Source organism: Massilia terrae (assembly GCF_024753145.1).
Taxonomy (GTDB): Bacteria; Pseudomonadota; Gammaproteobacteria; order Burkholderiales; family Burkholderiaceae_D; genus Telluria; species Telluria terrae.
In genome coordinates this window covers 733,681-755,653 of record NZ_JANUGU010000001.1, presented here as the reverse complement: position 1 = coordinate 755,653, position 21,973 = coordinate 733,681, and the positions used below count along the sequence as shown (strand labels likewise).

Sequence of the window (21,973 nt, the reverse complement as noted above, 5' to 3'; positions counted from 1 at the left end):
AATGCAAGCCGACCGGTCTCCCCAAATTGGAATCGTTCCCAATTCCTCAGGGCCGATAGTGCGGCGGGCGCTGTTTTTTGTCAATTGTTTTGTTTTAGAACGTCGGGCGACGCCACGGGAGGAGATTGGAAAACAACGTTGGGGACCCGGCCGCCGTGGGCCGGGTCGCCGGATTCATCGCAGCGTTGCGCAGGCGACGTGTTTGGCGGCCGGTGTGGACGACGCCAGCGCGACGCCGGAAGCGCTCAACTGCTCGTGCGCGATGTGCTGGAGGGCGACCGCGGATTCGGGCGAAATGCCGAGATCGGCCGCGGCGCATTCCTGCGGTCCCATCGCGCGCGGATCGCGGCCGGTGATGCTGCCGAAGATCGTCAGCGCTTCGAGGTAGTAGCCGTACACGCTGGCGTGGTAATTGTCGGTGCCCCACAAGTTCACCTTGCCCGGATCGATGCCGTCGAAGGGATTGGCGTCCGCGACGCCAGACTGGATCGCGCGATTCCAGGCTTCGCCGACCGGAATCACACGGTTCACCAGCCCGGCGCCGGCGGCGGCCTGGTCGTAGCCGGCGCGGACATCGTTCGCCATGGCGACGATCGGCTTGCCGTACCAATGGCCGGTCGGCAGATAGGTCTGGTCCGCGCGCGACCACGTCGCCATCAGGCGGATATCGACGGACGCGTTCTTGTCCTTCAGCACCTGCGCCATGCGCTTGACCGAACGGACCAGGGTGGCGGGATCGCCGGGGTGTGCGGCATCGAGGGTGCTATAGCTTTGCAAGACCACGGTATCCCAGCGGCGCTGGCCGATTTTTCCCAAGGCGTGATCCAGATGCCAGTCGATCCCCACGCCGGGATTCGTCTCGAGGAAGACGTCGTAATGCAGCCCGGCCTGGGCCGTGAACGATTTGAACAGCGCCGGGACACCGCCCGTTCCGTTCTGGTTCAGGTCGGTCACCGTGTTGGCCCGGTACTGCATGATTGGGGTACCGGCGGCAAAGGTGAAGCTGTTCCCGACGAACAGGATGTTGGCGGCGAAGGCCTGTGGCGCGAGCACGCAGCACAGCAGCGCGGCGCGGCGCAAGGTCGTGGCGAATCGGGTTAGTGGCTCGGGCGAGCCAGCGGGTCTGGTCATGAAGCGTCCTGGTGTGAGTGGCCGGCAAGGGGTTGGGGAGCGCGGCAGATTCTGGAATCACGTCCTTGAAAAGTCAAGGCAGGCGCAAGCGCGGCCAATATGCCTTTTTACAGCGCGATGCCGCCTAAAACGCACAAGACCATGCGCTGCGCCTGCGGTAGTCTTGGCCTGCTAACACTCGAAGCAGGGACCATGAAAAAAATATCGATCATCGATTCGCATACCGGCGGCGAACCGACCCGCCTCATCGTCGGCGGCGGCCCCGACCTGGGCACCGGCCCCTTGGCCGAACGGCTCGCCCTGATGCGGGAGCAGCATGACCATATCCGTACCGGCACGGTGTGCGAGCCGCGCGGCTCCGACGTCCTGGTCGGCGCCCTGCTCTGCGAACCGCATGCGGAGGATTGCGTCGCCGGCGCGATCTTCTTCAACAACGTCGGCTATCTCGGCATGTGCGGGCACGGCACCATCGGCCTGGTCGCTTCGCTGGCCCACATGGGTCGCATCACGGTGGGACGGCACCGCATCGACACGCCGGTCGGCGTCGTCACCGCCGAACTTCACGCGGATGGTGCCGTGAGCGTCGACAATGTCGCGTCCTATCGCCTGCGCAAGGGTGTCGCGCTCGAAGTCGAGGGCTACGGCAGCGTGACCGGCGATATCGCGTGGGGCGGCAACTGGTTCTTCCTTGTCGACGGCGGCGCTGCCGATATCGCGCCGTCAAACATCCCTGCCCTGATGCAGTTTTCCGAAAAAATCATGGACAGCCTGCGCGACCAGGGCATCACCGGCAGCGGCGGCGCGCCCATCGATCACGTCGAGCTGTTTTCCTCATCGAATGCTGCCGACAGCAGGAACTTCGTCCTGTGCCCGGGCAAGGCCTATGACCGCTCGCCCTGCGGCACCGGCACCAGCGCCAAGCTGGCTTGCCTGGCGGCTGACGGCAAGCTGGCCGAAGGCGCGGTCTGGCGCCAGGAAAGCATCATCGGCAGCGTGTTCGAAGGCAGCTACCGGCGCGAGGCGGAGCGCATTGCGCCGACCATCCGCGGCAGCGCCTGGATCAGCGGCGAAGCCACCCTGCTCTTCGATGACAACGACCCGTTCGCGTGGGGCATTCCACAAGCGCGCTAGTCCGTCGCTTCAAGGCCTTTGCGCATCCGCACGCCGTATTCGGTCGGGCTCATGCCGGCATAGGCCTTGAACTGGCGACTGAAAGCGCTGTGGTCCGTGTACCCGCATTCATAGGCGATCTCGGCGATTTTCGTGCCGGGCTTTTGCTCGATCAGGGTCCTGGCGGCGGACAGCCGGCACTGCAATAAAAGTTGTCGCGGGGATTGGTGAAACACCTTCTGGAATAGCCTCTCCACCCGCGACAGCGATAGTCCGGCCTCCTCCGCCAAGGCCTTGAGCGAAATATTCTCCTGATACTTTTCGCTGATGGTCTGCGCGATCTGCGCGATCTTTCCGTAGGCGGGATGCAGGTCGTCGAGCAAGCCGAGGTCTTGCGAGGTTCCTATCAGGCCGATCACTGTCCCATCCTTGCCGTACAGCGGCGTCTTCTTCGTGATGCACCAGCCACGGCTGCGCCCGGGGTAGATATGCAATTCCAGCTGCTTGTCGATCGCCACGCCCTTGTCGATCACCATCCGGTCCTGTGCCAGATAGGTTTCGGCCAGCGCTCGCGGGAACAGTTCCAGCGCGGTCTTTCCCAGCACGTCCCGCTTGTGCCGGACTCCGCAGCGCCGGACCATGGTGCGGTTGATGCTGAGATAGCGCCCTTCCCTGTCCTTGACGAAAAATGCAATGTCGTTCAAGGCGTCGAACATGGATTCGACCGCCTCGATGCCGATTGTCTCGAAAGCCTGAACCGCTGTTTGCTCGATCATCGTTTCCTCCGGAGCCACAATATAGGCGCTGTGCTCCAGCCTGGCAAGCCTGTGCCGATTTCGGCCTCCTTTCTCGCCGCTTCACGCAAGACCGTCCCTTCGCCAGGCTCTAGCATGGAGCCTTTCAAATGCCGCAGACAAGGAGAGGTATCGCTATGTGGAAAGGTGTTCTTCCGGCCGTCACGACCAAGTTCAAGGAGGACGGCTCCCTGGACCATGAGGAAATGACCCGTTGTTTCCAGATCCAGATGGACGCCGGCGTCGACGGGCTGATCGCATGCGGCTCGCTGGGCGAAGGGCCGATGCTGTCGCAGGACGAACGCATCGAGGTGTTCAAGCTGTGCAAGGCGGTGAGCGGCGACAAGCCATCCCTGCTGACCGTCGCCGAGGCGGCCACCAGGGACGCCTGCGCACTGGCCGAGAAAGCCGCGAAAGCGGGCGCCGATGGCCTGATGGTGGTGCCCAGCACGATCTACCACACCGATCCGCGCGAGACGGTCGCCACCCTGAAGGCCATCGCACAGGCCGGCGACCTGCCGATCATGATCTACTCCAACCGGCTGGCTTACCGCGTCGACGTTACGGTCGAGATCATGGAACAACTGGCGAAAGACGCCCGTTTCGTCGCGGTCAAGGAATCGTCGGACGATATCCGCCGCAGCACCGAGATCATCAACCGCTTCGGCGATCGCTTCGACCTCCTGACCGGAGTCGACAACCTCGCCTTCGAAGCGCTCAGCATCGGCGCGATCGGCTGGGTTGCCGGCTTGTGCCTGGCGTTCCCTGACGAGACTGTCGCGATTTATCGCCTGGTCCAGGCGGGGCGCTACAAGGAAGCGCTCGACATCTATCGCTGGTTCAGGCCATTGCTGGATCTCGACGTGTCCACCTACCTGGTCCAGAACATCAAGCTGGCCGAAGCCCTGGCGATCGGATCGAACGAGCGCGTGCGCGCACCGCGCCTGCCGCTGGCGGGCGAACGCCGTGCGAAGGTCGAGCAAGTCATCAAGTCGGCGATCGCCTGCCGTCCCAAGCTTCCCGCGCTGGCGTGAAGCATCCGGACCTTGTCGTCATCGGCGCCGGCATCATCGGCGCCGCCTGCGCCCTGGAACTGCAGTCCCGGGGCCGCTGCGTCACGCTGGTCGATGCCTGCTACCCCGGCGCCGGTGTGACTGCCGCCGGCATGGGCCATCTGGTCGCGCTCGACGAATCCCCGGACGAACTCGATCTCTGCCTGCTGTCGCTGGAGCGCTGGGAGGAATATCTTTCGAACCGGGGCGGCCCGGCGGAGTATTCGCAATGCGGCACGCTCTGGGTGGCCGAGGACGATGAACAAATGGGCCACGCGCTGGCCCGCGCCGAGCGTCTGGCCAAACGCGGATGGGACGCGTCGCCGGTCTCCGGCGCCGGGCTCGCGAAGGTCGAGCCCGCGCTGCGTCCCGGCCTGGCCGGCGGGGTCAGGGTCGCGCGTGACGGCGTCGTGTACCCGCCGGCTGTGGCGCGGGATTTGGCACAGACCTTGGTTGCGCGCGGTGGCCGGACGGAATTTGGGTCGGCGGTCGTCGGCCTGAACGGCCATTCCGTCCTGCTCGCTTGCGGCCGCCGGCTCCTCGCGGGCGATATCGTGCTTGCGGCGGGACATGGCGTACCACGCCTGCTTCCCGATATGCCCATCTTCCCTCGAAAAGGCCATCTCGCCATCACGGACCGCTATCCGGGGCAGCTGTTTCACCAGATCGTCAGCATGGCTTACGGACAGACCGAGGCTGGCAGCGATGCCTTGGCCGTCGCCGCCAATGTGCAGCCGCGCGCCACCGGACAATGGCTGGTCGGCTCCTGCCGCCAGGATGGCATTACCCATCCGGACGTCGACCCGAAGGTGCTGTCGCAGGTGCTGCGTTCGGCGATCGCCTTGTTGCCATGCCTGGCCGACATGAACATCATCAGGACCTGGACCGGCATGCGCCCCGCGACGCCGGATGGCAGGCCGATCATCGGGCCGCATCCGGCCTTCGACCATGTCTGGCTCGCCGCAGGCCACGAGGGATTGGGCGTGACCACGGCATTCGGCACGGCCGAATTGCTGGCCGACCTGATGCACGGGCGCCCTTCCACGATCGATGCCAGCCTCTATTCACCATCGAGATTCGCGCATGCCCACGCCTGAGCCCAGCTGTATCGTGACCGTCGACGCCATCACGGTCGAAGTGCCCGCAGGAGCAAGCGCCGTCGCCGCCCTGGTCGCCGCCGGCACGCTGTGCACGCGGCGGTCTGCCACCGGCAGGCCGCGCTTTGCCGTGTGCGGCATCGGCCAGTGCCAGGAATGCCGGGTGACCGTCGACGGCAAGGCGAATGTGCTGGCTTGCCGGACCCTGTGCAAGGAAGGCATGCGCATCGTGACCGGAGCCCATCCATGAGTTCGCTGCACATCGTGGGCAGCGGCCCGGCCGGGCTATCCGCCGCGCACACTGCGGTCAATGCCGGGGCCAAGGTCTGCCTGATCGACGATAACCCTGCGCCGGGCGGACAGATCTGGCGGGGTGGCCCTGGCAAGTGGATCGATCGGCGCGCCGCCGCCATGTGGCATTCCCTGGACGCGCATCCGGATTTCACGCAGCTGAAACGCGCATCGGTCATCGGCGCCGTCGCCCCGGATACCCTGCTGCTGGAGATCGAAGGCGAAGGCCTGCGCCTCCCATTCGAACGCTTGCTGCTCTGTTCGGGAGCGCGCGAGTTGCTCTTGCCGTTTGCCGGATGGACGCTGCCCGGCGTCGTCGGCGCGGGCGGTTTGCAGGCGCTCATCAAGGGAGGCATGCCGGTACGCCAGCGCAAGGTCGTGATCGCAGGTTCCGGCCCGCTGCTGCTCGCAACGGCGTTGAGCGCCCTGCAAGCCGGCGCACAGGTCGAGGCGATCATCGAGCACCAGCCGTCCGCGCGGCTGGCGACATTCGGGCTCGGACTCCTGCTCAGGCATCGAGAAAAATTTCTCCAGGCAGTCTCCCTGTTCGCAAGACTGTGGCGAATACCTTACCTTACCGGAGCGCAGATCGTCGAGGCACGGGGCGACGGCGTCCTGCAGGGCGTCGTCATCGAGAAGAATGGCGCGAAACAGGAATATGCCTGCGATTTCCTGGCGGCCGGATTTGGGCTGGTGCCGAACGTCGACCTGGCGCGTGCACTGGGCTGCGACATTGCGGATGACGCCATTGCGGTCGATCGCCTGCAAAGGACCAGCCGCACGAATATCTGGGCCGCCGGCGAGTGCACCGGCGTCGGCGGCGTGGACAAGGCCATCGTCGAGGGACGGATCGCCGCCCTCGGCGCACTTGGGCTGCCTCCCTCGCCGCGCGACCTGTCGCTGCACAGGCAGTGCCATGATTTCGCGGCCTTGCTGGCACACAACTTCGCGCCGGACGCCTCCCTGCGCGAGATGTGCCGCCCCGGCATCATCGTGTGCCGCTGCGAAGACGTCCGCGCATCCAGCCTCGCGGGCCAACACGATTGGCGCCAGGCAAAACTGAACACGCGGATCGGGATGGGCCCTTGCCAGGGCAAGACCTGCGGGCCTGCCTGCCAATTCCTGTACGGCTGGTCATTGCCGGCTTCCCGCTTACCGATCATGCCCGCGAGTGCGCGGGTCCTCTCCCAGATTGACTAAGGAGCAAATATGAATATTGGTGGAACATCCAGACAAGCAGCACTCGATGCGCTGCAAAACATGACCGGCCGCGCTGTACCGATCAGCCTGGACGAGTACATGGCCCGCATCCGGCGCGCGCAGGAATTCATGAAAGCAAACGGATTCGACGCGCTCTACCTGAATGCCGGGAGCAACCTGACTTATTTTTCGGGCACCAAATGGAATCCCAGCGAGCGCATGGTTGGCGCAATCCTGCCCTCAGTGGGCGAACTGGCTTATATCGCGCCTGCCTTCGAGCACGACACGATCCGCAATTTCATGGTCGTGCCGGGCGACGTGCATTGCTGGGATGAGCACGAGAAGCCGGCAGCGTTGTTGCGCCAGGTGCTGGAAAAGATGGGGATCGCGGCCGGCACCGCGCAATCACCGGTGATCGGCATCGACGAGAGCACGCCACTGTTCCTGTTCGAGGCGATTCGCGCAGCGACCGCTGGCTACGTCCTGCAGACCGCGTATCCGGTGACATCCTTCTGCCGCATGCGCAAATCGGATGCGGAAATCGCGCTGATCCAGTGCGCGATGGACATGACGATGGCAGTGCATGTGGCGGCGGCGTCAATCCTGTATGAAGGCATCACCACTGCCGAGGTCGAGGAATTCATCCAGCTCGCTCATAGAAAGGTGGGGGCGAGCGGTTCATATTTCTGCATCGTGCTGTTCGGCGAGGCGAGCGCCTATCCGCATGGCGTCAATTACATCCAGACCTTGAAGCGCGGGGATACGGTGTTGATCGACACTGGCTGCAAAGTCCATCACTACATCTCCGACATCACGCGGACCTATGTGTTCGGCGAGCCGTCGGAACGCCAGCGCTTTGTCTGGAATGCCGAGAAACGGGCACAGCACGCGGCATTCGAGGCGGCGCAATTGGGCATCGCCTGCGAAGAAGTGGACAAAGCCGCGCGGCGCTCTCTCGAAGCCAATGGATTCGGACGCGGCTACAAATTGCCGGGACTGCCGCACCGCACCGGCCACGGCATCGGGCTCGATATTCACGAAGGCCCTTATCTGGTCGGCGGCGAGCGCACGCTGCTCGAACCCGGCATGTGTTTCTCGAACGAGCCGATGATTTGCGTGCCCGGCGAATTCGGCGTGCGGCTGGAAGACCATTTCTACATGACGCCGGCGGGGCCGAAATGGTTCACGCAGCCGGCAAACAGCATTGACCAGCCTTTTGCTTCGGACTGACAGGCATGCCCTGCCTCGCGCTGCGCCGCACGCGTTATTACAAATGCTTGCGAATGTAACGTTTACAGCCTTTATCGTGCGCGCATCCGCAAGTAGTCTAATGGACTCTGCATTATCCAGCGCTAGCGCAGCGGCTTCACCGCTCGCCGGGCGCAATTTCATCAAATGGAGTCCTCCTTGTCCGACCAAAAAAATGCCCACCCCGAGACGGTAATCAAAGTAATCGGCGTCGGCGGCGCCGGCGGGAATGCCATCAACCACATGGCCTCCTCCGGACTGTCTGCCTTCGAATTCATCTGCGCGAATACTGACGCGCAGGCACTGACGAATACCCGCACCGAAAAACAGATCCAGCTTGGCGAGAGCGGCCTTGGCGCGGGCAGCGACCCGCTGGTCGGGCGCGAAAGCGCCATTCGCGAACGCTCCATCATCGCTGACGCCATCAAGGGCGCGAACATGATTTTCATCACCGCCGGCATGGGTGGTGGCACCGGCACAGGCGCCGCGCCAGTGGTCGCTGAAGTGGCGCGCGAGATGGGTATCCTGACTGTCGCCGTCGTGTCCAAGCCCTTCGAATTCGAAGGCCCGCGGCGCATGCGCGTCGCCGACGAAGGAATTGCGACGCTGGCACGGTGTGTCGACTCGCTCGTCATCGTCCTCAATAGTCGCCTGGAGGAGGTGCTCGGCGACGATATCACGCAAAAACAGGCGTTCGCCGCCGCTGACGAGGTCTTGAGCAAGGCGGTCTCCGGCATCGCGGACATCATCACCGTTCCCGGAATGGTCAATGTCGACTTCGAGGACGTGCGCACGGTCATGCGCCAGACCGGCATGGCAATGATGGGATCTGCCCAGCACTCCGGCGAGGATCGTGCCGTCAAGGCGGCCGAGGAGGCGATTTCCTGCCCACTGCTGGATGGTTCGAACCTGCGCGCCGCGCGCGGGCTGCTGGTCAACATCGCCGCATCCGAGGAAACGCTGAAATTGCGTGAAACCAAGGAGGTGATGAACGCAGTCTGCGCCCAGACCAGCAGCGACGCCATCATCAAGTTCGGCGCGGTCTTTGACGAATCGCTGGGCGACGCCATGCGCGTTACCGTGGTGGCCACCGGCTTGAACCGGCCCAGCGACTTCGCTGCCGGTGCGAAGCGATCGCCGATGGCACGTTCGGCGCCGGGCAGTGGCAGCGCGTCGAACTCACCTACCCAGATGCGTGGCAGTGGATACCGCGACTCCGCAGTACAAGCAATCCTGCGCCAGACCGCTGGCCCGCGAACGGGAACGCGCTTACCTGGGCTGAACGCCAGCGAGGACGCTGGCAAGCAGATTTAGTCCTCCGGCGCCGCCCAGACCAGGTTCCACAGGTGGCCATCAAGGTCCTCGAAACCCTGGTCGTACATGAAGCCGTGGTCCTCCGGCGGGTGCGGCGTGCGGCCGCCAGCAGCAACGGCCTTGGCGATCAGGGTGTCGACTTCCTCCCGGCTTTCACAGCTCAGGCAGATGACGACTTCATTGGCTTCCTTGGCCTGCGCGACGGGCTTGTCGATCAGGGACTTGAAGAAAGGCTCGGTCGTCAGCATGGCCTGGATGGTGTCGCCGACGATGTTCATGAATGCCGCGTTCTCGCCGCTGAATCGGTCATTGAAAGTAAAGCCGAGCGCGGAAAAGAAAGCCTTGGACTTGGCCAGGTCCTTCACGGGCAGGTTGAGGATGATCTGTTTCTTCACGGCGTCTCCTTGGTTCAGGTGGAATGGGCAACCAGTGCCTCATCCCTAGTCGGATGGGGGCACACGAAATCGACACGCTTTCGAAAAAATATTGTCCTCTACGCGCCTCCGGAACCGCGTGCAGCCGCCACGGCGGCCCGCGCCCTATGCAATTTCCTGTAGCTATCCATCAGGCGGTGATGCCTGTCGAGCCCTTCCAGCCGCATGCTGGTCGGCGTCAGCCCGTAGAAACGCACGCTGCCGTCCACCGAACCAAGCACCGCGTCCATCCGCGCGTCGCCATACATCCGGCGGAAATTGACCACGTAATCGTCCAGGTCGAGCTCGTCGTCGAGCATCACCTCCAGCACCACGTTCAGGGCCTGGTAAAACAAGCGGCGCTCGACGGTATTGTCGTTGTACTGCAAGAAGGCCCCCACCAGTTCGTGCGCCTCCTCGAATTGCTGCAAAGCGAGGTGAATCAGCAGCTTCAACTCGAGAACCGTCAACTGGCCCCAGTCCGTATTCTCGTCAAATTCAATGCCGATCAGGGTGGCGATGTCGGAGTACTCATCCAGCTCGTTGTTCTCGAGCCGATCCAGCAATGCCGCCAGGGCGGCATCGTCCAGCTCATGCAAGCCAAGGATATCGGCGCGGAACAACAAGGCCTTGTTGGTGTTATCCCAGACCAGGTCTTCGACCGGATAGACTTCCGAATAACCGGGAACCAGGATCCGGCAGGCCGTCGCGCCCAGCTGGTCGTACACCGCCATGTAGACCTCTTTGCCCATCTCTTCGAGGATGGCGAGCAGGGTCGCGGCTTCCTCCGCGTTGGAATTCTCGCCCTGGCCGGTGAAATCCCATTCGACAAAATCGAAATCCGCCTTGGCGCTGAAAAAGCGCCACGAGATGACACCGCTGGAATCGATGAAGTGCTCGACGAAATTGTATGGCTCGGTCACGGCCTCGCTGGCGAAGGTCGGCTGGGGCAAATCGTTCAGGCCCTCGAAACTGCGCCCTTGCAGCAACTCGGTGAGGCTCCGCTCCAGCGCCACCTCGAAGCTCGGGTGCGCGCCAAACGAGGCAAAAACGCCGCCAGTGCGCGGGTTCATCAGCGTGACGCACATGACCGGATAGCTTCCACCCAGCGATGCATCCTTGACCAGCACCGGGAAGCCCTGCTCTTCCAGGCCGCGGATCCCGGCCAGGATGCCGGGGTATTTCGCCAGCACCTCGTGGGGCACATCAGGCAATGCGATTTCGCCTTCGATAATTTCGCGCTTGACCGCGCGTTCGAAAATCTCGGACAGGCATTGCACCTGTGCTTCTGCCAGCGTATTACCGGCGCTCATGCCGTTGCTGGCGTACAGGTTTTCGATCAGGTTGGACGGGAAATACACGACCTCGCCGTCCGACTGCCGCACGTACGGAAGCGCCACGATACCCCGTTCCACGTTGCCGGAATTGGTGTCGATAAGGTGAGAGCCGCGCAACTCGCCATCCGGATCGTAGATCTCGAGGCAGTAGGCATCGAGGATCCCGGCCGGCACAGCATCGCCGGGGCCGGGCTTGAACCAGCGCTCGTCCGGGTAATGCACGAACGCCGCGTTGGCGATCTCCTCGCCCCAGAAGGCGCCGGCGTAGAAGTGGTTATTACTTACACGTTCGATGTACTCGCCCAGGGCCGACGCCAGTGCGCTTTCCTTGGTCGCTCCCTTGCCATTGGTGAAACACATCGGCGAGTGGGCATCGCGGATATGCAGCGACCACACATTGGGAACGATATTGCGCCACGAAGCGATTTCAATCTTGATGCCGATGTCCGCCAGCAGGCCCGACATATTCGCGATGGTCTGCTCCAGCGGCAAGTCCTTGCCGGTGATATAGGTGCTGGCGTCGGCGGCAGGCTGCAATGTCAGCAGGGCTTGTGCATCCGCATCCAGGTTTTCCACCTCTTCGATCACGAACTCGGGCCCGGCCTGCACCACTTTTTTCACGGTACAGCGGTCAATCGAGCGCAGGATGCCCTGGCGATCCTTGTCCGAGATATCCGGCGGCAGCTCGACCTGGATCTTGAAGATCTGCTGGTAGCGGTTTTCCGGGTCGACGATATTATTTTGCGACAAGCGGATATTGTCGGTCGGGATATTCCGGGTGTTGCAGTACAACTTCACGAAGTAAGCCGCACACAAGGCCGATGAGGCCAGGAAGTAATCGAAGGGACCAGGCGCCGAGCCATCGCCCTTGTAGCGGATCGGCTGGTCGGCGATCACCGTGAAGTCATCGAACTTGGCTTCAAGACGTAGCTTGTCGAGAAAGTTAACCTTAATTTCCATGGGAGAATTCCAAACCGCTGCGCAAAAGGGTACAGCCCGCTATTATCCGTGGTTTCCGGCAGCCGGCATAGCCGGCCGGTGAGCCAGCAATCGGCGGAGCTGGGCCGCCTGGTAGGCCCCGAAGGTGTCGCTGAACAGGCAGCGGATCAGGGGATCGTCGATCACATCGGCTTGCGCCAGCTCGCGTTCGGTGTCGGCATCGAATCCTGCGTCGTTGATGCGCAGGTAGATCGACGTCAGTGACTCGCCCAGTTCCAGCGCCGCGTACAGTTTTGCGGCTGGGATGTCGGTGGTCCAGGCCAGCGGTGTGTTGCCCTCGGCGGGACAGGAGCGGCCGTCGGCCTCAAGACGATAGCGGAACCGCGTCACCGCTCCCGTGTGATCGTAGATCGACAACTGCCAGATCCGGGGCCGGTCGAAATAGTCGGATGCGGCGTCCACCGCGCCGTACCTCTCCGGCAGGCCCACGCGGCAGTATTCCATGACGCGCGCAAGCTGCGCTGCCGTCAAGGGCGCGAACTGGCGCGCGATGTCGGCCGTGGACGGGGCGGCAGCATTGCCGTGGTAGCTGTAGTCGACATTCTGGTCGCCGATCGGCAGCACCCAGCTCAAGGAAGGGGCCGGCCGCAAGGATGTGGCGTCCAGGCGCACTGAGACCGAAGGATCGAGACGCACCACCTGGGTGCCTGGCAATGCCGCCACCACCTCGGCCGTAAACCGCGCGTAGGAAATCGGGAAAAAGGCGCGGTTGTACCACGACCACGGTTCCTGCAAAAACTGGCAGGAACTCGGCACGACGTAGCGCGGATCGAGCGCCCGCAGCTGAGGCAGCCACTCCTCCGGCAGATTCGGAGGAGCGGCGACCGTGCGCGACGGCGCCAGCACTTCGAGCTCGCGCATGGTTTGGAACGGCCACAGGACCATGTCCCAGGGCCCTTGCGCAAGCAGTCCGGCGAGCGCGGCATCGTCGATCCAGGAATCGACGACGTTCAATACATTCAGCCCGGCCGCCTTCACCTGGAACATCGAATCCACCTCGGCATCCATGGCTTCGCGCGGCACCACCTGGAAAGCGCCGACGTCGACCGGCACGTCCAGGCGCAAGGCGTGCACGCGGCTGAAGCCCAGTTGCCGCACCATGTCGAACAGCTCGTCGAAGAGACAGTAGATGAAGAGCGGCGTGGCGCGGTCCAGCAGATCGAGGCTTTCCAGGGAACAGTGATCGTCGTGGAAGTGGGAGATGAATACGGCGTCGAAGTGCTGGCGCCGGATCTGCTCGCGGTCGAAGCGAACGTCGGGAAAGGCGTGGCAGTTACGGCTGAACGGGTTTTCGAAAATCGTATCGAAGGCAATGCGCGTGCCCTCGCATTCGAACACATAGCCGGCGTGGAGGATTCTCGAGATGGTCAGCGATGGCGTGGACATGCTTGCTTGCGCTCTACATAAAATCAAAAAAGCCGTTGATCATTCTGGCGGAATGATCAACGGCCTTCTTTGGATTCGGCTACTTACCGAACTCCGATCACTCCCACTCGATCGTCGCCGGCGGCTTGCCCGAAATGTCGTACACGACACGGTTCAGGCCGCGCACTTCGTTGATGATGCGGTTCGACACCGTGCCCAGCAGGCTGTGCGGCAGGTGCGCCCACTGCGCCGTCATGAAGTCCAGGGTCTGCACCGCGCGCAGCGCCACCACGTATTCGTAGGTGCGGCCGTCGCCCATCACGCCGACCGATTTCACCGGCAGGAACACGGCGAAGGCCTGGCTGGTTGCCTCGTACCAGTTGACCGGCGCCTTGCCGGCATCGATGCCCGGCACCATCGGCGCTTCGAACGGGGTCTTGCGCAGTTCTTCGATGAAGATGGCGTCCGCTTCGCGCAGCAGGTCGGCGTATTCGCGTTTCACTTCGCCGAGGATGCGCACGCCCAGGCCCGGACCCGGGAACGGGTGGCGATAGACCATATCGTGCGGCAGGCCGAGCGCCACGCCCAGCTTGCGCACTTCGTCCTTGAACAGCTCGCGCAGCGGCTCGAGCAGCTTCAGGTTCAGCGTTTCCGGCAGGCCGCCCACGTTATGGTGGCTCTTGATGGTCTGGCCCTTCTTGCCCTTGCCGGCCGATTCGATCACGTCCGGGTAGATGGTGCCCTGCGCCAGCCAGCGCGCCTTCGACTGCTTCTTGGCCTGCTCCTGGAACACTTCGACGAACTCGCGACCGATGATCTTGCGCTTCTGTTCGGGATCGGTGACGCCGGCCAGGTGGCCCATGAACTGCTCGGAGGCGTCGATATTGACCACCTTCACGCCGAGGTTCTTGGAGAACATGTCCATGACCATCTTGCCTTCGTCCTTGCGCAGCAGGCCGTGGTCGACGAACACGCAGGTCAGCTGGTCGCCGATCGCGCGGTGGATCAGCGCGGCGGCCACGCTGGAATCGACGCCGCCCGACAGGCCGAGGATGACCTCGTCGCTGCCGACCTGGGCGCGGATCTTTTCGACCGCTTCGCTGATGTAGTCCGGCATGTTCCAGTCGGACTTGCAGCCGCAGATCTCATGCACGAAGCGGCCGATGATGGCTTCGCCTTGCGTGGTGTGGGTCACTTCCGGGTGGAACTGCAGCGCGTAGAAGCCGCGCTCTTCGTCGGCCATGGCGGCGACCGGGCAGCTCGGGGTCGAGCCCATCAGCTTGAAGCCCGGCGGCATTTCCAGCACCTTGTCGCCGTGGCTCATCCAGACCTTGAGCATGCCATGGCCTTCGCTGGTCACGAAGTCGTTGATTTCATTGAGCAGCCTGGTATGGCCGCGGGCCCGCACTTCGGCGTAACCGAATTCGCGGACCTTGCCGTTCTCGACCTTGCCGCCGAGCTGCATGGCCATGGTCTGCATGCCGTAGCAGATGCCCAGCACCGGCACGCCGAGTTCGAACACGGCTTGCGGCGCGCGCGGCGATTCGCCTTCCAGCGTCGAGTTGTGGCTGCCGGACAGGATGACGCCGGCCGCGCCGTAGCTGCGGATGAAGTCGTCGCTGACGTCGTAGGGGAAGACTTCGGAGAACACGCCGGCGTCGCGCACGCGGCGGGCGATCAGCTGGGTGACCTGGGAACCGAAATCGAGGATGAGGATTTTGGAGTGCATGGGTAGCGAAAATCGAGTTGAATTCTGATCAATGGAACCGTCGTCCCGGCGTAGGCCGGGACCCATACGGCGCGAGCAGGCCACCTCAGCATGGGTCCCGGCCTGCGCCGGGACGACGTGGTCTGCATGCTCGTACAAAAAGCGGCGCATCAGCGCCGCTTCGTGGATTATTCCGTCCGGTAGTTCGGCGCTTCTTTGGTGATCTGCACGTCGTGCACGTGCGATTCACGCATGCCGGCCGAGGTGATCTCGACGAACTCGGCTTTCTCGCGCAGGTCGTCGATGGTCGGGCAACCGCAGTAGCCCATCGACTGGCGCACGCCGCCGACCAGCTGGTACAGGATCGCCACCACGCTGCCCTTGTAGGCAACCCGGCCTTCGATGCCTTCCGGCACGAACTTCTCGGCTTTCGATTGCGCTTCCTGGAAGTAGCGGTCGGCCGAACCCTCGACCATCGCGCCCAGGCTGCCCATGCCGCGGTAGGACTTGTAGCTGCGGCCCTGGTACAGGATGACTTCGCCCGGCGCTTCTTCGGTGCCGGCGAACATCGAACCCATCATGACGGTGTTCGCGCCTGCCGCCAGCGCCTTGGAAATGTCGCCCGAGTAGCGGATGCCGCCGTCGGCGATGCACGGCACGCCGGTGCCCTTGAGCGCTTCGGCTACATTGTGGATGGCGGTGATCTGCGGCACGCCAACGCCGGCCACAATACGGGTGGTGCAAATGGAACCGGGCCCGATGCCGACCTTGACCGCATCAGCACCATGCTCGACCAGGGCGCGCGCGGCGGCCGCGGTGGCGATATTGCCGCCGATGACGTCCACGCCCGGGTAGTTATCTTTGATCCATTTCACGCGGTTCAGGATGCCTTGGGAGTGGCCGTGGGCGGTGTCGACCACCAGCACGTCCACGCCGGCCTTGACCAGCAGGTCGATGCGCTCTTCGTCGCGCGGGCTCACGCCCACCGCCGCGCCGACCAGCAGCTGGCCGCGGGCGTCCTTCGATGCCAGCGGGTGCTCGTGCGACTTCTGGATGTCCTTCACGGTGATCAGGCCGCGCAGTTCGAACTCGTCGTTGACGACCAGCACGCGCTCCAGGCGGTGCTTGTTCATCAGGCGCTTGGCTTCGGCCGTGTCGGCTTCTTCCTTGACGTACACCAGCTTCTCGCGCGGGGTCATCTTGGCGCGCGCCTCGGCTTCCAGGTCCTCTTCGAAACGCAGGTCACGGTTGGTGATGATGCCGACCACCTTCTTGCCCTCGACCACCGGGAAGCCGCTGATGCCGTGTTGCGCCGCGAGGGCCAGCACTTCGCGGATTTTCATGTCCGGCGGAATGGTGATCGGATCGCGCAGCACGCCCGCCTCGAAACGCTTGACGCGCGCCACTTCGCGCGCCTGGTCTTTCGGGGCCAGGTTCTTGTGGATGATACCGATGCCGCCTTCCTGCGCCATGGCGATTGCGAGACGGGCTTCGGTCACGGTGTCCATGGCCGCCGACAGCAGCGGGATGTTGAGCGTGATGTTGCGAGTCAGCTTGGTGCGGAGGGAGGTTTCGGCCGGAAGAACATTGGAGTAGGCCGGGACGAGCAGCACATCATCGAACGTGAGTGCTTTCTGGATTAGACGCATAGCATTTCCTATAGGCGCAAAAGTGAATTATACAGAAAGTCTCGCCGGCCGGCACGACAGGCCCCAAAAATGGCCCGCGGCCGGCATGATCGGCCACCCGGCCGTAAGGACGCGCAATTGACAGCCGCGCGCTTTCATGGCGAAATCGTCTTAGTTTTCGTGGAGAAACATCTCATGCGTCCTACCCTGCCCGCCCAATTGCCGCGCCTGCTCGGCGCCTTCCTGCTGCTGGCCTACGGCATCGCCCACGCCCAGTTTGCCTGGGTCGACGAGAAAGGCGTCAAGCATTATTCGGACCGCCCGCCGCCGCCGGGCACGCCGGCCAGCAAGATCCTGAAAACGCCGGGCAAACCGGCGGAGCTGTTCGCAACGCCCGAGCAGGCCGAGGTGGCGGACGCGAAGTCGGCCGACGCCGGATCCGCGCCGAAGCAGCCGACGCTGGCCGAGCGCGAAGCGGACTTCCGCAAGCGTGCCCAGGACCGGGCCAAGGAAGAAAAGAAAGCGGCGGATGAAGCCCAGCGCCAGCAGGCCCAGCACGCCAATTGCGAGCAGGCGCAGCGCTACAAGAACGCCCTCGACTCAGGCATGCGGATGACCGAATCCGGCAGCGACGGCGGGCCGCAGTGGATGTCGGACGAATCACGCGCGCGGCACCTGGCGGAAACGAATAACGTGCTGGCGGCTTGCCGCTGAGTAGCTCACTGCGATAAGCAACTGACCGACGTTCTCTTTTGATACCTAAAGCGCGTTTATCCCGCAGCTTCAGCGCGCGGCGGCGTCTTTCTTGGCCGCGCGGCGACGCCGTGAATCCTTGGGATCGGCCACCAGCGGCCGGTAGATCTCGATACGGTCGTGTTCGCGCAGCACCGTGTCCAGCGTCTTCTTCTTCGCGTAAATGCCGACCGGGGCCGTGCTCAGGCTAATGTCCGGGAAGGCTTCCAGCACACCGCTGCGCTCGATCGCCTGGCCGATGGTCGCGCCCGGCTCGACCTCGAGCGCGCGCAGGAACTCGTGCTTGTCGCTGGCGTAGCAGACCTGGATGTGCAGCGCCTCAGCCATACACGGTCTCCGCGCGCTTGCAGAAGGAATCGACCATGCTGTTGGCGATCATGCCGAACACGGGGCCGATCAGCTGTTCGAGGATAATGCTGGAGAATTCGTAGACGAGGTCGAACTCGATCTTGCAGGCATCCGCGCGCAGGGCCTTGAAATGCCAGGTCCCCTCCAGCATCTTGAACGGGCCGTCGACCAGGTGCATCTTCATCTGGGTCGGGCGCTCGTTGTGGTTGGAGGTGGTGAAGCTCTGTTTGACACCGTGGAAATTGATCGCCAGGCAGGCCACCAGTTTGTCGTCGCCCCGTTCGATCACTTTGACCCCGCCACACCAGGGCAGGAACTTGGGATAATCTTCGACCTTCGCCACGAGGTCAAACATCTGTTCGGCGCTGTATCCGAGGAAAACTGACTTGTGTACTACTGCCATTGGTCAACCGTTTGCTATGATGTTGGGATGTTGCCATTTTTTGCGCTTCGCAGCGCCGCGACGCATAGTTTAACCGACCCGCGCCTTTTAGCTATTTCATGAGCATTGTTGACAATAAAAAAGCCTTTTTCGACTACTTCATCGAGGACCGTTACGAAGCGGGGATGGTGCTCGAGGGTTGGGAAGTGAAAGCGATCCGCGAAGGCCGGGTGCACATCAAGGAAGCGTATGTGGTGACGCGCGGGGGCGAGCTGTTCCTGTTCGGCTGCCACATCACGCCGCTGGGCACCACCTCGGCCTGGAGCAACGCGGAAGTGCTGCGCACCCGCAAGCTGCTGCTGCACAAGGGCGAGATCGACAAGCTGATCGGCAAGGTCGAGCGTTCGGGGTACACGGTGGTGCCGCTCAACCTGCATTACAAGGCGGGGCGGGTGAAATGCGAGATCGGCCTGGCCAAGGGTAAGAAGCAGCACGACAAGCGTTCGACCGAGAAGGACCGCGACGCCAAGCGCGAGGTTGAGAAGGCGATGAAGACGCATAAGCGCTGACTTATGCAAGTCGTCCCGGCGGAAGCCGGGACCCATGGAACGTATGCTCCGTCGCACACTCAGCATGGGCCCCGGCCTTCGCCGGGGCGACGGTTTTTTAGTTTGCTTCCAAGGCTGGCTTTACTTCCTGGCTCGCTTCGGCCAAGCGCAAGCTGACTCGCCACGAACAGAAACTGAGCACCAGCCCCACCGTCACCCCGCACGCCAGCTTGAACGCGCTGCCGAACAGCATCGGCGCGACCAGCCCCGACACCAGCGCGAACGACATCATCTGGATGAACGACAGCATCGACGCCGCCAGCCCGCGGTGATGGGGGAACAAGCCGAGCGTGCCCACTTGCAAGGCCGGCGCCGCCACCGCCAGCCCGAACGTGAACACCGCCAGCGGCAGCACCGCCCACGGAATCTCCGGCGTGAACAAAGCCGTGTAGCCGACATTGAGCACGCAGGCCAGCGCCATGCAGCCATAGCCGACCCATTTCATCGTTGCAGGCGCATAAGTGCCGCTGCGCTTGCCGCTCCACGCCGACCCGATCACCGAACCGCCGATCAGCGGAATGAACAGCCACGCGAACGCCGTCTCCGGCAGGTGCAGGATTTCCATCACAAAGTTGGCCGCCGCCCCGATGTACAGCGACAGCCCGCCAAACGCCAGCCCCACCGACAGCGACAGCAAAAGGAAGCGCGTGTGCTTCAACACCATCAGGTAATTGCGCGCGATCACCACCGGATGGAAGGCATGCCGCTTCTCGGCCGGCAGGCTTTCCGGCAGCATCTTTAAGCACAGCACGATCATCAAGGCACCGAACACGGAAAGGAACACGAAGGTCGAGCGCCAGCCGAAGTGCACGTCCAGGGCGCCGCCGAGAATCGGCGCGATCGCGGGCGCGAGGCCGAACACCATCATGATGTGCGACATCATCTTCTGCGCCTTGGCGCCGGAGAAGCGGTCCTGCACGATGGCCTGCCCGATCACCGAGCCCGATCCCGCCGCCAGCCCCTGCAGCGCGCGGCACGCCAGCAGCCAGCCGAAACTGGGCGCCAGCGCGGCGCCGGCCGAAGCCAGCACATACAGCGCCAGCGCGCCCAGCAGCACCGGCCGGCGCCCGAAGGAATCCGACAAGGTGCCGTAGAACAGCATCATGAACGCGAAGCAGAAGATGAACACGCTGAGCGTCTGCTGCACCGCCACGGGTCCCACCTCGAACACGCGGCCGATCGCCGGCATCGAGGGCAAATAGGTGTCGATCGCCAACGCGCCCACCATGCCCAGGCACGCCAATACCACCGTCAACGCTCGATCCATCCCAACCGCCTTTTTCTGTAATTTCCGGCCCTGCAATACGGGCGCACGGGCCGCGATTGTAGCCGCTTTTCGACGTATTTACACGAGCCCGCTTTAGGCCGCGTCAATGCGTCCCGCATGGCCCGTCGCATGATCGGTACTGCTGTGCCTGTTCAACGACCTCTGCAGGAGAGTTAACCATGAACATCATCATGCACCGCCTGGCCGCAGTGCTGGGTTTCGCCGCGCTCGCCGCAACCGCCGGCTGCGCGACCCACGGTCACTACCTCCAACGCAACCTCGTGTCCGACATCCCCGCGATCCCGGCCGAACACCACGACCCGCAGCTGGTCAATTCATGGGGCGTGGCCTTCAATCCCTTCGGATTTGCCTGGGTGGCGGACAACGGCACAGGCGTCGCCACGCTGTACGACGGCGACGGCAACAAGCAGTCGCTGGTGGTCACGATCCCGGCCGCGACCGCGGGCGCGACGGGAACGCCGACCGGCATCACCTTCTACGGCGGCGCGGAGTTCGTGGTCACGCAAGGCAAGCTCTCCGGCCCGGCGCGCTTCATGTTCGCCAGCGAGGATGGCGTCATCTCGGCCTGGGCGCCGAATGTCGACGCCACGCATGCGCTGCGCGTCGCCGGCAACGACGGTGCGGTCTACAAGGGCATCACCGTGAGCGCCACCGGCAACGGCGCGCGCCTGTACGCGGCCGACTTCCACAACGCCAGGGTCGACGTGTTCGATGGCGCCTTCAATCCGGTCCTGCTGGCCGGCGCCTTCGCCGACCACGCGATCCCGCACGGCTATGCGCCCTTCGGCATCCAGAATATCGGCGGCGACATCTACGTCAGCTATGCCAAGCAGGACGCGGCGCGGCACGACGACGTCAAGGGCATGGGCTTCGGCTTCGTCGACGTCTACGATCCGGAAGGCCGGCTGGTGCGGCGCCTGGTCTCGCGCGGCGACCTGAATGCGCCGTGGGGCATGGCGCTGGCGCCGGCCAGCTTCGGGCGCTTCGCCAACCGCCTGCTGGTGGGGAATTTCGGCGATGGTAAGATCAACGCCTACGATATCGACAGCGGCGAATGGAAAGGCCGGCTGCAAGGCCCGAACCGCAAGCCGATCCAGATCGACGGCCTGTGGGGCATCGCTTTCGGCAACGGGCTGCAGGACCAGCCGACCAACACCCTGTTCTTCGCCTCCGGCCCGAACGGCGAGGCCGACGGGCTGTACGGGCGCCTGGATGTCGCGCCCAAGGGCAAGTAAGGTCAGCGCAGCGACAGGCCGAAGCGGTCCGGCCGCGGCATCCAGTTGCCCAGGTAGTCAGCCGACACCACCACCCGTTCGGCGCGTCCGACCAGCAGGTCGCGCCGGACCAGCCCGATGTAGCGCGAGTCCTTGCTGTTGTCGCGGTTATCGCCGAGGAAAAGGTACTGGTCGCGCGGCACGGTGATCGGCCCGAAGTTGCGTCGCGCATCGACCTCGGGCAGCAGCTGGATGCTGTGGTGGCGGCCGGCCAGCGTTTCGTCGAGCCGCACTGCGTCGACGGTGCCGCCGCCGGCCGGTTCGCGCATCATGCCCTGCACCGCCAAATCGACCGGCTTGCCATTGATGACCAGGCGCTCGTTGCGCATCTCGACCACGTCGCCGGGCAGCGCGATCAGGCGTTTCACGAGGCGGGTGCCGTCCTGCGGCGAATTGAAGGTGACCACGTCGCCGCGCGCGGGATCGCCCAGGCGCGCCAGCACCACGTCGGTCAGCGGCACTTTGAGATTGTAGGCGGTGCGGTTCACGAGGATCACATCGCCCTCGAGCAGGTTGGGCCGCATCGAACCGGACGGCACCGCATTCAGCTCCGCCACCGCGGAACGGAACACGCCGATCAGTAACAGGAACGCCAGGAATCCCTTGTTGTCGCGGACCCAGTTTTTCATTGAA

General features: G+C 63.7%; 21 protein-coding genes. 10 read left to right on the top strand and 11 right to left on the bottom strand.

Annotated elements, in window-relative coordinates:
* Nucleotides 1-174: 174 nt before the first annotated feature.
* A complete protein-coding gene (locus NX778_RS03465) occupies nucleotides 175-1,131 on the bottom strand; it encodes a DUF4886 domain-containing protein (RefSeq protein ID WP_258810276.1) in 957 nt (318 codons plus the stop codon).
* A 192-nt stretch (nucleotides 1,132-1,323) separates the two neighbouring features.
* Between NX778_RS03465 and NX778_RS03460 the strand changes: the two genes are divergently transcribed.
* Nucleotides 1,324-2,262: a 4-hydroxyproline epimerase gene (locus NX778_RS03460; protein ID WP_258810275.1), complete on the top strand. Its 939-nt coding sequence runs from the start codon at nucleotides 1,324-1,326 to the stop codon at nucleotides 2,260-2,262.
* On the opposite strand, the gene NX778_RS03455 is transcribed toward NX778_RS03460, so the two are convergent.
* Nucleotides 2,259-3,017, bottom strand: a complete 759-nt coding sequence (locus tag NX778_RS03455; RefSeq protein WP_258810274.1) for an AraC family transcriptional regulator — start codon at nucleotides 3,015-3,017, stop codon at nucleotides 2,259-2,261. The genes NX778_RS03460 and NX778_RS03455 overlap by 4 nt on opposite strands.
* A gap of 155 nt (nucleotides 3,018-3,172) precedes the next feature.
* On the opposite strand from NX778_RS03455, the gene NX778_RS03450 reads away from it, so the two are divergent.
* From NX778_RS03450 to ftsZ, 6 genes are all read left to right on the top strand, one after another.
* Complete coding sequence (locus NX778_RS03450) at nucleotides 3,173-4,069, top strand: dihydrodipicolinate synthase family protein (protein ID WP_258810273.1); 897 nt, start codon at nucleotides 3,173-3,175, stop codon at nucleotides 4,067-4,069.
* Nucleotides 4,066-5,184, top strand: a complete 1,119-nt coding sequence (locus NX778_RS03445; protein WP_258810272.1) for an NAD(P)/FAD-dependent oxidoreductase — start codon at nucleotides 4,066-4,068, stop codon at nucleotides 5,182-5,184. The genes NX778_RS03450 and NX778_RS03445 overlap by 4 nt, the downstream gene beginning before the upstream one ends.
* A complete protein-coding gene (locus NX778_RS03440; RefSeq protein WP_258810271.1) occupies nucleotides 5,171-5,434 on the top strand; it encodes a 2Fe-2S iron-sulfur cluster-binding protein in 264 nt (87 codons plus the stop codon). The genes NX778_RS03445 and NX778_RS03440 overlap by 14 nt, the downstream gene beginning before the upstream one ends.
* Complete coding sequence (locus NX778_RS03435) at nucleotides 5,431-6,675, top strand: FAD-dependent oxidoreductase (protein WP_258810270.1); 1,245 nt, start codon at nucleotides 5,431-5,433, stop codon at nucleotides 6,673-6,675. The genes NX778_RS03440 and NX778_RS03435 overlap by 4 nt, the downstream gene beginning before the upstream one ends.
* A 9-nt stretch (nucleotides 6,676-6,684) precedes the next feature.
* Nucleotides 6,685-7,905, top strand: a complete 1,221-nt coding sequence (locus NX778_RS03430; RefSeq protein WP_258810269.1) for a M24 family metallopeptidase — start codon at nucleotides 6,685-6,687, stop codon at nucleotides 7,903-7,905.
* 177 nt (nucleotides 7,906-8,082) lie between these two features.
* Nucleotides 8,083-9,237 (top strand): cell division protein FtsZ, encoded by a 1,155-nt coding sequence (ftsZ, locus tag NX778_RS03425; RefSeq protein ID WP_258810268.1) that lies wholly within the window; start codon nucleotides 8,083-8,085, stop codon nucleotides 9,235-9,237.
* On the opposite strand, the gene NX778_RS03420 is transcribed toward ftsZ, so the two are convergent.
* The 5 genes from NX778_RS03420 to guaB all read right to left on the bottom strand — a co-directional run bounded on the left by NX778_RS03420 (nucleotide 9,234) and on the right by guaB (nucleotide 16,708).
* Nucleotides 9,234-9,632 (bottom strand): VOC family protein, encoded by a 399-nt coding sequence (locus tag NX778_RS03420; RefSeq protein ID WP_258810267.1) that lies wholly within the window; start codon nucleotides 9,630-9,632, stop codon nucleotides 9,234-9,236. The genes ftsZ and NX778_RS03420 overlap by 4 nt on opposite strands.
* Before the next feature lie 98 nt (nucleotides 9,633-9,730).
* Nucleotides 9,731-11,947, bottom strand: a complete 2,217-nt coding sequence (locus NX778_RS03415) for an OsmC domain/YcaO domain-containing protein (protein WP_258810266.1) — start codon at nucleotides 11,945-11,947, stop codon at nucleotides 9,731-9,733.
* Nucleotides 11,948-11,989: 42 nt separating this feature from the next.
* Nucleotides 11,990-13,372, bottom strand: coding sequence for an MBL fold metallo-hydrolase (locus NX778_RS03410; protein ID WP_258810265.1), 1,383 nt, complete (start codon nucleotides 13,370-13,372; stop codon nucleotides 11,990-11,992).
* Nucleotides 13,373-13,469: 97 nt separating this feature from the next.
* Nucleotides 13,470-15,080 carry a glutamine-hydrolyzing GMP synthase gene (gene guaA, locus NX778_RS03405; RefSeq protein WP_258810264.1) on the bottom strand — a complete coding sequence of 537 codons (1,611 nt, stop codon included), beginning with the start codon at nucleotides 15,078-15,080 and terminating at the stop codon, nucleotides 13,470-13,472.
* Nucleotides 15,081-15,247: 167 nt separating this feature from the next.
* Nucleotides 15,248-16,708 (bottom strand): IMP dehydrogenase, encoded by a 1,461-nt coding sequence (gene guaB, locus NX778_RS03400; RefSeq protein ID WP_258810263.1) that lies wholly within the window; start codon nucleotides 16,706-16,708, stop codon nucleotides 15,248-15,250.
* A gap of 174 nt (nucleotides 16,709-16,882) precedes the next feature.
* Between guaB and NX778_RS03395 the strand changes: the two genes are divergently transcribed.
* Nucleotides 16,883-17,401 carry a DUF4124 domain-containing protein gene (locus tag NX778_RS03395; protein WP_258810262.1) on the top strand — a complete coding sequence of 173 codons (519 nt, stop codon included), beginning with the start codon at nucleotides 16,883-16,885 and terminating at the stop codon, nucleotides 17,399-17,401.
* Nucleotides 17,402-17,470: 69 nt separating this feature from the next.
* Here the strand turns inward: NX778_RS03395 and NX778_RS03390 are convergent, their stop codons facing one another.
* Together NX778_RS03390 and NX778_RS03385 are read right to left on the bottom strand one after the other, a co-directional pair.
* Nucleotides 17,471-17,767: an RnfH family protein gene (locus NX778_RS03390; protein ID WP_258810261.1), complete on the bottom strand. Its 297-nt coding sequence runs from the start codon at nucleotides 17,765-17,767 to the stop codon at nucleotides 17,471-17,473.
* Complete coding sequence (locus tag NX778_RS03385; protein ID WP_258810260.1) at nucleotides 17,760-18,191, bottom strand: type II toxin-antitoxin system RatA family toxin; 432 nt, start codon at nucleotides 18,189-18,191, stop codon at nucleotides 17,760-17,762. The genes NX778_RS03390 and NX778_RS03385 overlap by 8 nt, the downstream gene beginning before the upstream one ends.
* A 98-nt stretch (nucleotides 18,192-18,289) precedes the next feature.
* Between NX778_RS03385 and smpB the strand changes: the two genes are divergently transcribed.
* Nucleotides 18,290-18,739, top strand: coding sequence for an SsrA-binding protein SmpB (gene smpB, locus NX778_RS03380; RefSeq protein ID WP_258810259.1), 450 nt, complete (start codon nucleotides 18,290-18,292; stop codon nucleotides 18,737-18,739).
* Between the two features lie 97 nt (nucleotides 18,740-18,836).
* On the opposite strand, the gene NX778_RS03375 is transcribed toward smpB, so the two are convergent.
* Nucleotides 18,837-20,045, bottom strand: coding sequence for a multidrug effflux MFS transporter (locus NX778_RS03375; RefSeq protein ID WP_258810258.1), 1,209 nt, complete (start codon nucleotides 20,043-20,045; stop codon nucleotides 18,837-18,839).
* A gap of 179 nt (nucleotides 20,046-20,224) precedes the next feature.
* On the opposite strand from NX778_RS03375, the gene NX778_RS03370 reads away from it, so the two are divergent.
* Entirely contained in the window at nucleotides 20,225-21,301 is a 1,077-nt protein-coding gene (locus NX778_RS03370) for a TIGR03118 family protein (protein WP_258810257.1), read from the top strand.
* Nucleotides 21,302-21,303: 2 nt separating this feature from the next.
* Here NX778_RS03370 and lepB read toward each other — a convergent pair whose 3' ends face one another.
* Complete coding sequence (lepB, locus tag NX778_RS03365; RefSeq protein WP_258810256.1) at nucleotides 21,304-21,969, bottom strand: signal peptidase I; 666 nt, start codon at nucleotides 21,967-21,969, stop codon at nucleotides 21,304-21,306.
* Between the last annotated feature and the right edge of the window lie 4 nt (nucleotides 21,970-21,973).

Excerpts from the sequence above, each read along its gene's own strand:
- NX778_RS03465 (WP_258810276.1), bottom strand. The coding sequence starts at position 1,131 with ATGACCAGACCCGCTGGCTCGCCCGAGCCACTAACCCGATTCGCCACG.
- NX778_RS03460 (WP_258810275.1), top strand. The coding sequence starts at position 1,324 with ATGAAAAAAATATCGATCATCGATTCGCATACCGGCGGCGAACCGACC.
- NX778_RS03455 (WP_258810274.1), bottom strand. The coding sequence starts at position 3,017 with ATGATCGAGCAAACAGCGGTTCAGGCTTTCGAGACAATCGGCATCGAG.
- NX778_RS03450 (WP_258810273.1), top strand. The coding sequence starts at position 3,173 with ATGTGGAAAGGTGTTCTTCCGGCCGTCACGACCAAGTTCAAGGAGGAC.
- NX778_RS03440 (WP_258810271.1), top strand. The coding sequence starts at position 5,171 with ATGCCCACGCCTGAGCCCAGCTGTATCGTGACCGTCGACGCCATCACG.
- NX778_RS03435 (WP_258810270.1), top strand. The coding sequence starts at position 5,431 with ATGAGTTCGCTGCACATCGTGGGCAGCGGCCCGGCCGGGCTATCCGCC.
- NX778_RS03430 (WP_258810269.1), top strand. The coding sequence starts at position 6,685 with ATGAATATTGGTGGAACATCCAGACAAGCAGCACTCGATGCGCTGCAA.
- NX778_RS03415 (WP_258810266.1), bottom strand. The coding sequence starts at position 11,947 with ATGGAAATTAAGGTTAACTTTCTCGACAAGCTACGTCTTGAAGCCAAG.
- NX778_RS03410 (WP_258810265.1), bottom strand. The coding sequence starts at position 13,372 with ATGTCCACGCCATCGCTGACCATCTCGAGAATCCTCCACGCCGGCTAT.
- guaA (WP_258810264.1), bottom strand. The coding sequence starts at position 15,080 with ATGCACTCCAAAATCCTCATCCTCGATTTCGGTTCCCAGGTCACCCAG.
- guaB (WP_258810263.1), bottom strand. The coding sequence starts at position 16,708 with ATGCGTCTAATCCAGAAAGCACTCACGTTCGATGATGTGCTGCTCGTC.
- NX778_RS03395 (WP_258810262.1), top strand. The coding sequence starts at position 16,883 with ATGCGTCCTACCCTGCCCGCCCAATTGCCGCGCCTGCTCGGCGCCTTC.
- NX778_RS03390 (WP_258810261.1), bottom strand. The coding sequence starts at position 17,767 with ATGGCTGAGGCGCTGCACATCCAGGTCTGCTACGCCAGCGACAAGCAC.
- NX778_RS03385 (WP_258810260.1), bottom strand. The coding sequence starts at position 18,191 with ATGGCAGTAGTACACAAGTCAGTTTTCCTCGGATACAGCGCCGAACAG.
- smpB (WP_258810259.1), top strand. The coding sequence starts at position 18,290 with ATGAGCATTGTTGACAATAAAAAAGCCTTTTTCGACTACTTCATCGAG.
- NX778_RS03375 (WP_258810258.1), bottom strand. The coding sequence starts at position 20,045 with ATGGATCGAGCGTTGACGGTGGTATTGGCGTGCCTGGGCATGGTGGGC.
- NX778_RS03370 (WP_258810257.1), top strand. The coding sequence starts at position 20,225 with ATGAACATCATCATGCACCGCCTGGCCGCAGTGCTGGGTTTCGCCGCG.
- lepB (WP_258810256.1), bottom strand. The coding sequence starts at position 21,969 with ATGAAAAACTGGGTCCGCGACAACAAGGGATTCCTGGCGTTCCTGTTA.